The organism is Nocardia donostiensis (genome assembly GCF_002081715.1).
In the GTDB taxonomy this organism is placed as follows: domain Bacteria; phylum Actinomycetota; class Actinomycetes; order Mycobacteriales; family Mycobacteriaceae; genus Nocardia; species Nocardia donostiensis.
Genome location: NZ_MUKP01000071.1, coordinates 1 through 13,597 on the forward strand (window position 1 = coordinate 1; position 13,597 = coordinate 13,597).

Sequence of the window (13,597 nt, forward strand, 5' to 3'; positions counted from 1 at the left end):
GCTCCTCGGTGTGTTCGATGTCCTCGGTGGATGCCGTGTCGGGCGCGAACCTGCGCAGGATGACATCGGCGACATCGGATGGGGTCGGGTGATCGAAGACGAGGGTCGCGGGCAGGGCAAGCCCGGTGACGGCGGCGAGCCGGTTGCGCAGCTCGACCGCGGTGAGCGAGTCGAAACCGAGTTCGGTGAAACGCCGTCCTGGCTCGACCGCATCCGGTCCGCGATGCCCGAGCACGATCGCCACCTGCGCACAGACCGCGTCGAGAACGGCGGCCGGGCGGTCGGGTTCGGCGAGAGCCGTCAACCGCTGCGGTAGTTCGGGTTCGGTCACGGCGCGGGCGCGGTGCGCCGTGGGCAGCAGCTCGTGCAGAACAGTGGGCAACGCCGCCGCATGCGCCTGGGTGGCGAGCGCAGCCCGATCGAACCGTGCGGCGGTGACGGCGGGATGAGGCGCCGCGACCGCCGCATCCAACATCCGCAGCCCCTGTTCGGTGGTCAGCGGCATGAGGCCGGCGCGACCGAGACGCGCGGTGTGGTTGTCGCCGAGCTGTCCGGCCATCCCGGTCGAGGTGGCCCACGGGCCCCAGGCGATGGCGGTCGCCGGCAGCCCGTGGGCGGCGCGTAGGGCGGCGAGCGCGTCCAGGACGGCGTTACCCGCCGCATAGTTGGCTTGCCCGGCAGCGCCGACGGTGCCCGCGGTGGAGGAGAACAGGACGAACATCGCCAGGTCGAGGGTGCGGGTCGCCTCGTGCAGATACCAGGCGGCGTCGGCCTTGGGCGCGAGCACCGTGTCGAGCCGGTCGGTGGTCAGCGCCGCGATCACACCGTCGTCGAGCATACCGGCGGTATGCACGATGCCGGTCAATGGCGCATCGGGCGGTACCGCGTCGATCAGGCGGGTCACCTCAGCCCGGTCGGACACATCGCAGGCCAGCACCCGGACGCGGGCGCCGAGATCGGTGAGCCGCCGCCGCAGTTGCTCGGCGCCGGGCGCGGAATCGCCACGGCGGCCGGCCAGCACCAGCGACCGGATGCCGTATCCGGTGACGAAGTGTTCGGCCACAGCAGCACCGAGCCCACCGGTTCCGCCGGTGATCACGACGGTGCCGCCGGGATCCGGTGCGGCAGGGAAGGTGAGAACGATCTTGCCGATATGCCGGGTGCTGCCGAAATACCGCAGCGCCTCCGGTGCGCGCCGGATATCCCAAGCCCGTATCGGCAGCCGGTGCAGCGCACCGGAACCGAACAGACCGGTCACGTCGGCAAGCAGTTCGGCGATCCGATCGGCGCCCGCCTCCATCAGATCGAAGGCCCGGTACCGCACGCCGGGGTGAGCCGCCGCGACCGCAGCACTCTCCCGGGCATCGGTTTTGCCCATTTCGATGAATCGCCCGCCGCGGGGTAGCAGTCGCAGCGACGTTTCGACGAAATCACCGGACAGGCAGTCGAGGACGATATCCATGCCCGCCCCCTCCGTGACATGCAGGAAATCGTCGGCGAAAGTGAGCGTGCGCGAGTCGCCGATATGCTGGTCGTCGAAACCCAGGGCGCGCAGCGTATCCCATTTACCGGTGCTCGCGGTGACGAACACTTCCGCACCCCGGTGCCGCGCCAGCTGTACCGCCGCCATACCCACCCCGCCGGTAGCGGCGTGGACGAGCACCCGTTCCCCAGGGCGCAGATCGGCCAGGTCGTGCAGCGCGTAGTACGCGGTGAGGAACGCCAGCGGCGTCGCGGCGGCCTCGGCGAACGACCACCCCGCCGGTATCGCGGTGATCAGTCGCTGATCGGTGACCACCGACGGGCCGATCCCGTCGAGTAGCAGACCCATCACCCGGTCGCCGACCCGGTACGCGCCGCCCGGCCCGACCTCGGTGACGACTCCGGCCGCCTCGGCGCCGGGAACCGCCCCCCGTTCCGGGTACAGGCCCACAAAGATCAGCACATCCCGGAAATTGAGCCCGGCAGCACGCACCGCGATACGCACCTGCCCGGGACCGAGGGGACTTGCACCGGCCGGGTGCCCGGTCGCCGTGACGCCGTCGGCGGTGCCCGTCCCGGCGGCAGCGAGCCGCCAGTTACCCACCGGAACAGGTAGCTCCGAGTCCGGGGACAGTCGGGTGAGACGGGCCAGGTATCCGACACCGGCACGGATAGCGAGTTGCGGTTCGCTACCGGACGCGGCGAACGCGCTCGCTTCGGCGGCGTCGCCCACGGTGTCGACCAGGACGATACGTCCCGGGTTCTCGGCCTGCGCCGCTCGTACCAACCCCCATATCGCGGCGCCCGCCGGGTCGGTCACCGGCTCGCCGGACACCGATACCGCGCCGTCGGTGACGACGACCAGCGTGCCGGGCACCGGTGACGCATCGGCGGTGAACCGGTGCAGCACCGTCAAGACCCGGTGGGCTGCGGTGTGCGTATCGGCGACCACATCTGTAGTCGTGGGGGCCTCGACAACACGGGCTCCGGCTGGGACGTGCGCGCTGGGACGGCAGTCCAGAACGACGAAGCACCCGGTTCCGGTGCGAGGGTCCGCGGCCGCTAGCTCGTTCCAGTCGCAGTATTCCACCGGTTCGGGCTCGCGCTGAGGGATGGGTAACCAGGTGAGCATCGAGAGGAGACGGCCTGCCTCCGCGGTTTTTTCGTCGAACCGTATCGGCCGCAGGATCAGCGAACGCACCGCGAGCACAGGCGTGCCGGTCGGATCGGTGATGTGCAGCGCAACCGCGTCGTCGCCGACGGGGGAGATCCGGGCGTGCAGCCGGGTGCGACCTGCGGTACCGGGTACGACTCCGGTCCAGGCGAAGGGAACCATGGTGCCGGGGCCTGCCGCGCCGGTCGCCGCAGCGTGCAGGACTGCGTCCAGTAGCGCCGGATGCACGTGGTAGCGGCGCGCGTCATCGACCGAATCGGGCAACTCGACCTCGGCGAACAGGTCGGCCCCCCGCCGCCAGACGGCGCGCAGCCCACGGAACGCGGAGCCATAGCCGTATCCCCGGTCGGCCAGGTCTTCGTATACCCCGTCGAGGGGGACCGGTTCGGCGTGCTCTGGTGGCCACGTGTCGACTGTGGGATTCGTGCCCGAGCCGGGTTCGGCGACGGCCCGCACCCGTCCTTCAGCGTGCAGCAGCCACCGGTCGGCGTCCGCGCTCCGGGCGTGCACGGTAACCGGGTGGGTACCGTTCGCCTCCGCGGCGCCCACGATCACCTGGATGTGTGTCGCACCGCCTGCAGACAGGGGCAGCGGGGCAGGCATGGACAACTCCACCACCTCTGGAGCGCCGACGCGACGACCGGCGCACACCGCCAATTCCAGTAGTCCGGTCGCGGGGAAGAGCACGGTGCCACCGAGAGCATGGTCGGCGAGCCAGGGCTGACTGTGCAACGACAGCCTGCCGGTGACGGTGACGCCGCCGTCTCCCGGGGCGGGAACGAGCGCGGCGAGCAGCGGATGATCGACCGCATCCAGGCCTGCGGACGGCAGCTCGCGCTGTCCGGCTGGAGCATGATGCCAGTAGCGGCGGCGCTGGAACGCATAGGTGGGCAGCGTCATCGCGGTGGGGCCGGGATACACCGTGCGCCAATTGATATCGGCGCCGTCGATGTAGAGGCGGGCGAATGCGGTGAGCACCGTTTCAGTGGGCAGGCGGTCCCGCTGTACCAGTGCGACGACTGTGGCGGGAGCGTTGTCGACCGTATTGGGCGGGACGAGTGTTTTGCCGAGAGGAGCGGACGTTTCACCGATCGTCGTGGGGGTGTTGTGGAGTGCGGCGGTTGTCCGATCGAGCAGGGTGGGGGTGCTGCGGAGTGCGGCAGTCGTGTCATCCCGCGGGGATGTCGTGGTGTGGAGTGCGGTGGGCGTGTTGCCGAGCATGGCGGAGGCGTTGTTGAGCGGGGCAAGCGTGTCGTCGACCGAGGCGGGTGTCGTTCCGACGGGGCCGGGTGTCGTGCCGGTGGGGGTGGATGCCGTGCCGACAGGGACGGGTGCCGTGTCGACGCGGTCGACGGTGCGCTGAATCAGGCCGGACAGCCCAGCGTCGGGACCGACGACAACATATCGGGTGGCGCCATCGGCGGCGACGGTACGGATAGCGTCGGCGAAGCGGACGGTGTCGCGGGCGTGCCGCACCCAGTGGTCCGGGCTGAGTCCACGGTGGTCGAGCGGGCGTCCGTCCCGGGTGGAGATGACCGGTACGGATGGTTCCCGATAGGTGAAACCGGTGGCCGCGTCGGCGAATGCGGCGAGCATCGGGTCGATGAGCGGGGAGTGGAATGCCTGAGCGACCGGCAGATGCTCCACTCGGTGGCCGCGTGCCGCCGCCCGCTCGGCGCAGTGGGTGACCGCGTCGCGGGAACCGGAGACGACGACGGCGTTCGGTGCGTTGACGGCAGCGACGACAACATCGCCGGTCAGCAGCGCGGCGATCTGGTGTTCGTCCGCGTCCACCGCGGCCATGGCGCCGTCCCCGGGCAGCGCCTGCATCAGCCGGGCCCGCGCCGTCACCAACGCGACGGCGTCGGCGAGGTCGAGAACACCGGCGGCGTGCGCGGCGGTGATCTCACCGAGCGAATGCCCGACCAGATAGTCGGGCACGATCCCGCCGGCACGCAGCAACCGGTACAGGGCGATACCGATCGCGAACAGGGCAGGTTGCGCAGTCATCGTGGTCTCCGGCGTCCGCCCGGAGCCGAGCAGCAGGTCCCGCACCGGACCACCGAGTTCACCGAACGCCTCGATCACCCTGTCGAATTCATCAGCGAAGACCGGAAACCTGCGGTAGAGCTCGCTGCCGGCGCCGCGATAGTGAGCGCCCTGACCAGGGAAGACGAACACCATCTTCGTCTCACCGGCGGCTACACCGGCGACCGCACCTGCAACAGCTCTGGTTTCGGCCAACCCGCCCAATCCGGCCAGCAAAGCGTCGCGCCCGGCGCCGACAACCGCGGCGCGATGCTCGAACTGTGACCGTCGCAGCAGTGCCCGGCTCACGTCCACAGGGTCGGCGCCGGGTTCGCTGTGCAGGTGGGTGAGCAGCCGCCGCGCCTGGTCGATCAAGCTGCCGCGGGTACGCGCGGACAGCATCCACACCACGGGGCCGGGTTGGTCGGCGGGGGCTACTTTGTGGTCGGCCGGGGGCGCCTCTTCCAGGATGATGTGGGCATTGGTGCCGCTGATCCCGAACGACGACACACCAGCACGTCGCGGCCGGTCGTGCCGCGGCCACCGCTGCTGTTCGGTGAGCAACCGTACCGTCCCGGCAGACCAGTCCACCTGCGGTGAAGGATCCTGCGCGTACAGGGTGCGGGGCAGGGTTTCGTGCCGCAGCGCCTGGACGACCTTGATCACCCCCGCCACTCCGGCTGCCGCCTGAGTGTGGCCGATATTGGACTTGATCGACCCGAGCCACAGCGGCCGCTCGGCGGTCCGGTCCCGGCCGTAGGTGGCGAGCAGTGCCTGCGCTTCGATCGGGTCGCCCAGCGTTGTTCCGGTGCCGTGTGCTTCCACCACATCCACTTCGCCTGCCCCGACTCCGGCGTCGGCCAGCGCCCGCCGGATGACGCGCTGCTGGGCTGGGCCGTTGGGTGCGGTCAGCCCGTTGCTGGCACCGTCGGAGTTCACCGCCGAACCCCGCACCACCGCCAGTACCCGATGCCCGGCGCGGCGGGCATCGGAGAGTCGCTGCACCACGAGAACTCCGGCGCCTTCCGACCACCCGGTGCCGTCCGCGGCCGCGGAGAACGACCGGCACCGGCCGTCCGGCGACAGCGCACCCTGCCGGGAGAACTCGACGAAGGCGGCGGGCGTCGCCATCACCGTCACCCCGCCCACCAGCGCCAGCGAACAATCACCCGCCCGCAGCGCCCGGATCGCCTGATGCAACGCCACCAGCGACGACGAACATGCGGTATCCACCGACACCGCGGGACCATGAACGCCGAGGGCGTAGGCGATACGACCCGACACCACGGAGCCGGCCGCCGCGGCCGCCGGATAGTCGTGGTACATCACACCCGCATACACACCGGTTTCGCTGCCGCGCAGGGACACCGGATCGATACCGGCATGTTCCAGTGCTTCCCAGGCCGTTTCCAGCAGCAGCCGCTGCTGCGGGTCCATCGCCCTGGCCTCCCGGGGGCTGATGTCGAAGAAGGCGGCGTCGAAATCGGCGGCATCGTAGAGAAAACCGCCGTGGCGAACCTGCGAATAGCCGGGCGCGCCGGGTTCGGTGCCGGAGAGTGCGTCCAGGTCCCAGCCCCGATCGGTGGGGAACTCTCCGATGGCGTCGCGGCCGTCGACCAGCAGCTGCCACAACTGTTCCGGATCGCTCACCCCGCCCGGGTAGCGGCAGCCGAGGCCGATGATGGCGATGGGTTCCGCTGTCGGCGTCGGCGGTCGCTCGGTGCTGTCGCCGTCGCCGGCGTCGGCGGATGCCCCGGCGAGCCGGCGGGCGATATGGTCGGCGAGCGCGGCCGGGGTGGGGTGGTCGAAGACGACGGTGGCGGTCAGGTGCAAGCCGGTGGCGACATTGAGCCGGTTGCGGGCCTCGACGGCGGTGAGCGAATCGAACCCCGATTCGGCGAAACTGCGCTCCATATCGATGGCGTGCGGATCGGCGTGCCCGAGCACCGTCGCAACCTGCTGCCGCACCAGTGCTGCGACCGTGCGGCGCAGTTCTTCCCCGCGCAGCGCGGACAGTTCCTTACCCGGCGTGTTCGCGTCGGTGCGGCTGGGGCGGACCGGTACAAGGTCATGTAACCGACTGGGCAGCAAGCCGTTTCGTGCCTGATCGGCCAGCATCGGCCGATCGAGTTCGAGCGCGGCAACCGCTGGCTCGCTCTGATCGAGAGCGGCATCGAACAGGGCCAGCGCACGGTCGATCGCCAGCGATGCGATCCCGCCGCGCGCGAGCCGGGCGGTGTCGGCGCCGGCGAGCCCCTCGGTCATCCCGGCGCGCTGCCACGGCCCCCAGGCGATGCTCACGGTGGGCAGGCCGGCCGCGGCCCGCCGGGTGGCCAGCGCGTCGAGGAAGGCGTTGGCCGCAGCGTAGTTGCCCTGGCCCGGTGCCCCGAACACCCCCGCCGCGGAGGAGTACAGCACCATCGGCACCGGCGCGCGTTCGCCGAGGAGTTCGTGCAGGTACCAGGCCCCTCGGGCCTTAGCAGCCAGCACCGTGTCGAGGCGTTCGGGCGTCAGCGCGCCGATCACACCGTCGTCAAGGACGCCTGCGATGTGCACCACCGCAGCCAGCGGCCCCTGCCCGGGAACGGCCGCAAGCAGCCGCGCGACCGCCACGCGGTCGGCCATATCGCACACCGCGACCTCGACCCGCGCCCCCGCAGCTGCCAGCTCCGCGACGAGATCACGCACGCCGGGAGCGGTATCGCCACGGCGGCTGGCCAGCAGCAGCGATCGCACACCATGCGTGGTGACCAGATGCCGAGCCAGTAACGCCCCCAGCCCGCCGGTACCGCCGGTAATCAGCACCGTTCCGTTCGCCAGGCCCCCGGTGAGGTGTGGGATCACGGCGAGCATCCCGCCGTCCTCGCCCGCGTTGCCCGCCTCGGGTGTGGTGGCCGCGTGATTTGTCTCGGGAGTGGCGGACGAACTGTTCGCCCTGGATGCGGCAGCATTGCTTGCCTCGGTGGTGGCGGCATTGTTCGCCTCGGTGGTGGCAGTTGCGTTGCTCATCAAGAGGGCAGTAGCGGCGTTGTTCGGCACGGGGGCGGTGGCCGCACTGTTCGCGCCGGGAGCGGCCGCGGCGTTGCTCGGTGCGGGAGCGACCGCGGCATGGTGTCCTTTCACTGGCTGGCGTATGAGCCGTGGGGTGTAGGCGGTGCCGTCGCGGACCGCAATCTCCGGTTCGGTGGAGCCGACGATAGGGACAAGCGCATCCGCTGGTGCTACTGCGGAATCGAGGTCCAACAGCAGGATGCGAGCCGGTTCTTCCGTGCGTGCGGTACGCACCAGACCCCATACCGCGGCCGCCGCCGGGTTCGGTACGTCTGTGCGGGAGACCGCTACCGCGCCCGCGGTCACCACCAGGAGCTTGCTCGCCGCGAACTGCGGGTCGCTGGTGAAGCGCTGCAGGACGGACAGCACGGTGTGCGGCGCGGTGCTCAGGTCGTCTGCGACATCACCGGACAGGGTGGTGCGGCAGTCGAATACGACGAGACCGGTGACCTCCTCGTCGAGGGCGACGGCAGCCCAGTCGGTGACCGGTTCGCCGGTGTGCACGGTCTGCGCCGATATCGGCGACCAGCGCACGGTGTACAGGGCATGGGCCGCGAGCATCGAGGCATCCGGCCGGTGGCTCCGGAAAGTCAGCGAATGCGCCGTCAGCACCGGCTGCCCGGCGTCGTCGCAGATATCCAGCGCCACCGTGTGATCGGTGCGGGGAGTGATCCGGGCGCGCAGTGCGACCGCAGCGGGGCGATACCAGGTGACGTCGTGCCAGGCGAACGGCAGCGCTCGGGCGTTATCGGTGTCGCCGTTCTCAGGCACGGCCATGGTGTGCAGGACGGCATCGAGCAGGGCGGGATGCAAATGGTACCGGCCCGCGGACGTAGGCGCTTCGGGAAGCGTGACCTCGGCGAACAGCTCCGTACCGTCCCGCCACACCCGCCGCAGCCCGCGGAACAGCGGACCGTAGTCGAACCCCGCGTCCGCGAGCCGGTCGTACACACCGTCGACCGCCACCTGCGCTGCTCCCGGCGGCCATGAGCGGGCCCACGCGGTCTCGGGTTCGGTGTCCGCGTCATTGTCCGCGCGTAGTGTGCCGTCGGCGTGGCACACCCACTCGTCGCCTGCGTCGTCGCGCACCGAGTAGATCGATATCGTGCGACTGCCGACGGAATCGGGCTCGCCGATGAGGATCTGAACTCGCACGCCGACGTCGCCGGGCAGCGGCAGCGGAGTGTGCAGGGTGAGTTCGTCGACCACGGGCGCACCCATCGCGTCGCCCGCGCACAGCGCCATATCGAGGAACCCGGTCGCCGGGAACAGCGGGACGCCGCCGATAGCATGCTCGGGCAGCCAGGTGTGCGTCTGCGACGACAGGCGACCGGTCAATGTCGCCGCACCTGTAGCCGGTGCGGTCACCATCGCCGCGAGCACGGGATGCTCGATACCGTGCTGGCCGAACACCTCGGCGCCTGCGGAGTCCGGGCGGGTGGTGAGCCAGTAGCGACGCCGCTGGAAAGCGTAGGTGGGCAACGTTATCGGTGGCTGCGTGGATGCGGCGAACAGTGCGGGCCAGTCGACAGGTGTGTCGGCGAGGTCCAACTCGGCCAGGGCCGCCAGCAGGGTGTCTGGTTCGTCGCGGTCGGCGCGCAGCAGTGCCGTGACAGTGTGTTGCGCCGCGTCCGGGTGCCCGGCCAGGCAGCGCAGGATCAATGCGGCCAGCCCGTCGCCGGGACCGAGCACGACATATCTGGTCACCCCGGTAGCGGCGAGAGTGCCGACCGTATCGGCGAATCGGACGGTGTCGCGGGCGTGACGCACCCAATGCGACGGCGACAGCAGGCGGTCGTCGCCGAGCGCGCCGTCCACAGCGGAGACGATCGGTAGCTGCGGCGCCTGCCAGTCGATCGCGGTGGCTACTGCGCTGAACTCGGCGAGCATCGGCTCCATCAAGGGGGAGTGGAACGCGTGCGAGACAGCGAGTTCCTCCACTCGCACGCCTCGCTCGCGGAAGGTTTCGGCGAGCGCTGTGACGGCGGGTCGGGCACCCGAGACAACCACCGCGTCCGGCGCATTGATCGCAGCGAGGGCGGTGTCGTCGGTCAGTACTGCGGCAACTTCCGCCGCACTGGCCTGTACGGCGATCATCGCGCCGTCGTCCGGCAGCGCCTGCATCAGCGCGCCCCTGGCCACGACGAGAACGGCGGCGTCGGCCACCGACAGCATCCCGGCGATATGGGCGGCGGTGATCTCACCCAGGGAGTGACCGGCGACGATATCGGGCACCACCCCCCACGTCTGCAGCAGCCGGGCCAGTGCCACCTCCACAGCGAACAACGCGGGTTGGGCGAATGCGGTGGTGTCCACAGCATTCTTGTCGGCTCCCCAGACGATGTCACGCAGGGGACGGCTCAGCCGCGTATCCAATTCCGCCGCCACCTCGTCGAAGGCGCAGGCGAACGCCGGGAACGCCTCGTAGAGAGCGCGCCCCATACCCAGCCGCTGCGCGCCCTGGCCGGGGAAGACGAACGCCGTCGTCCCACCGGAACGGGCTGTCCCCGTCACCACACCGGGCGCAGTAGTGCCGCCGCTGACGGCGATGAGTCCGGCCAGCAGCTGCCGCCGGTCCCGGCCGGTCACCAGTGCCCGGGCCGGGAAGCGGTGCCGCCGTGCGAGCGAGCGGCCGACCTCGACCGCGTCGATATCCGGGTGTCGGCGCAGATGGTCGGCCAGCCGCCGGGCCTGAGCGGCCAGCGCGAGATGGTCGCGGGCCGACACCGGCCACACCAACGGGTGATCCAGCGGTGCGGCGGCGATCTCCGCGGCCGGTGCTGTCTGTTCCAGGATGACGTGGGCATTGGTGCCGCTGATACCGAACGACGACACCGCCGCCCGCCGGGGCCGCTCGGCGTCGGCGTCCCAGTTACGCTGGTCCGTGAGCAGCCGCACGGTCCCCGCCGACCAGTCCACATGAGTGGTCGGGACATCCGCGTGCAGAGTGCGCGGCAGCACCCGATGCCGCAACGCCAGCACCATTTTGATGACACCGGCGATACCGGCGGCTGCTTGGGGGTGCCCGATATTGGATTTCACCGAGCCCAGCCACAGCGGCCGGTCCGCGGGCCGGTCGCGGCCGTAGGTCGCCGACAGCGCCTGCACCTCGATCGGGTCGCCGAGCCGGGTGCCGGTGCCGTGGCCGTCGACGGCGTCGATATCGCCGGGCCGCAGGCCCGCATCCGCCAGGGCGGCGCGGATGACCCGCTGTTGGGCGGGTCCGCTGGGCGCGGTCAGACCGTTGCTGGCGCCGTCGGAATTGATTGCCGAACCCCGCACCACGGCCAGCACATCGTGGCCGAGCTCGCGGGCCCGCGACAGCGGCTCCAGCACGAGCACGCCGACACCTTCGCCCCATCCGGTGCCGTCGGCGGCGTCGGCATAAGACTTGCAGCGCCCGTCCTGGGCGAGGCCGCCCTGCCGGGAGAACTCGATGAAGCCGAGTGGGGTAGCCATCACCGTCACACCCGCCACCAGCGCCGTCACGGATTCGCCGCGGCGCAGCGAGCCGATCGCATGATGCAGGGCGACCAGGCTCGACGAGCAGGCGGTGTCCACCGACACCGCGGGACCTTCGGTGCCCAGCACATAGGCCACCCGCCCGGACACCACGCTCGCGGTGGCGCCGGTGGCCCGGTATCCCTCGACGCCGCTGTCACCGGGCGCGCCGAGACCATACGACTGGGCTGAAACCCCCACGAATACGCCGGTCGCGGTACCGCGCAGCGTTCCCGGGTCGATACCAGCGAATTCCAGTGCCTCCCAGACTGTTTCCAGCAGTAGGCGCTGTTGCGGGTCCATCGACAGCGCCTCGCGCGGGTTGATGCCGAAAAAGTCGGCGTCGAAATCGGCGGCGTCGTAGAGGAATCCACCCGCCCTGGTGACCGAGGTGCCTGACGCGTCGGCGTCGGTGCCGAACAGCCGCCGCAGGTCCCAGCCGCGGTCGGTCGGAAACCCGGCGATACCGTCGCGGCCGTCGACGAGCAACTGCCAGAAGTCGTCCGGGGAGGACACCCCGCCGGGGAAGCGGCAACCCATCCCCACGACCGCGATCGGGTCCGCCAGCTCGTGGGCAGCCGTGGGCCCGAGCGGCGGAGCAACGGCTGTTTCGTCGATTCCGCCGATACGGCGATGTATGTGCTCGGCGAGCGCGGCAGGTGTCGGATGGTCGAAAACCAGCGTCGCGGGCAGCGTCAGGCCGGTCGCGGCCCGCAGCCGGTTTCGGATCTCGACGGCGGTGAGCGAGTCGACACCGAGCTCACGGAAGGTGCGGGTGGGGCCGACGCTCGCACCGTCGGCGTACCCGAGCACCGAGGCCACCAGTGCGGCCACCAGCGTGCCGAGTTCGCGCCGCCGCTGCGCGTCGTCCAGGCCCGCCAGTCGTTGTCTCCAGGCACCGCTGCCCGCATCCGGGATATCGAGCGTGTGCGATAACGGCAGCGGGAACCCCTCGGTAGGCCCGCGCCGGGCGGGACCGAGCGCGGTGACCCACGGCCGTGATTGCGCGACGGCGGCGTCGAACAGCCGCAGACCGTGGTCGGCGGTGAGAGCGACCGAACCGCCGCGGGCCAGGCGTGCGGCGGCTCCGTCGCCTTTACCGTCGAGACGTCCCGCCATCCCCTCGCTCACCGCCCACGGGCCCCAGGCGATCGAGGTGGCGGTGAGTCCGGCGGCTCGGCGATAGGCGGCCAGACCGTCGAGGAAGGCGTTCGCGGCGGCATAGTTGGCCTGCCCGGCGGACCCGAACACTCCGGCAGCCGAGGAGAACAGCACGAACAGCGCCGGTTCACGTTTCACGGTCAGTTCGTGCAGATACCATGCGGCGTCGGCTTTGCCCGCCAGCACCGTATCCATGCGCTGCGGTTCCTGCGCTGTCAGCACGCCGTCGTCGAGGACACCCGCGGCATGCACCACGCCGACGAGCGGGTACTCGGCGGGGACGGCGGCCAGCAGTGCGGCGACCGCGGCGCGGTCGCTCACATCGCAGGACAGGATGCGTACCGAGGCACCGGCTTCGGTCAGTTCGGCGGCGAGCTCACCGGCACCCGGCGCCTGCGGACCGCGCCGGCCTGCCAGGACCAGCGATCGCACTCCGTACGTGTGTACCAGGTGCCGGGCCAGCAGTGCGCCGAGAGCGCCGGTGCCGCCGGTGATCACGACGGTGCCGTCCGTCGATATCGCCGCCTGGCTCTCGGTGTCCGCCGGTACAGGCGCCAGGCGTGGTGTGTACCGCACTCCGGCGCGTACCGCGAGCTGCGGTGCACCGCAGGCGGCGGCGGCAGCGAGCGTCTCGCTGCTGTCGGTATCGGTGTCGACTATGACAATGCGGCCCGGGTGTTCGGTCTGGGCGGTGCGCACCAGCCCCCACACCGCCGCACCGGCCGGGTCGGTGACCGGTTCACCCGCGACCGAGACCGCGCTGCGGGTGACCACGAGCAGGGTGCTGGTGTCGAACCGCGGATCGCCGACGAACGTCTGTAGGACGTGCAGAGTCGCGTGGACTGCTGCGCGGGTGGCTGCCGGCGTGTCCTCGCCTGTGGCAACGGGCGGGGCGAACACGAGCACATCATGGGAGGAGCTCGTGCCACCAGTTTCGTCCTGATTCCAGATGACGAGTGGCTGCGGCCTCGCCGGTGGCCCAGTGTTCTCGGGTGCGACCGACCATGTGACCTCGAACAGCGATGGAGGCGGGGGTGCGGTCGGGTCCGGCGCAGCGGTGCGGGTACGCGGACCGCTGCCGAGCCAGTAGTGCTCCCGCTGGAAAGCATAGGAAGGCAACCGAACCCGACGACCCGGGCACAGGACGGCCCAGTCGATGCCGGCGCCGGCGACGTGCAGCCGAGCCAAGGCGGTCAGCAG

At 70.7% G+C, this 13,597-nt stretch carries 1 protein-coding gene; it reads right to left on the reverse strand.

Annotated features, from left to right (window positions below):
- The coding region (locus tag B0T44_RS28350) for a type I polyketide synthase (RefSeq protein ID WP_176219239.1) at positions 1 to 13,297 on the reverse strand (13,297 nt) is incomplete at its 3' end.
- Positions 13,298 to 13,597: the final 300 nt, after the last annotated feature.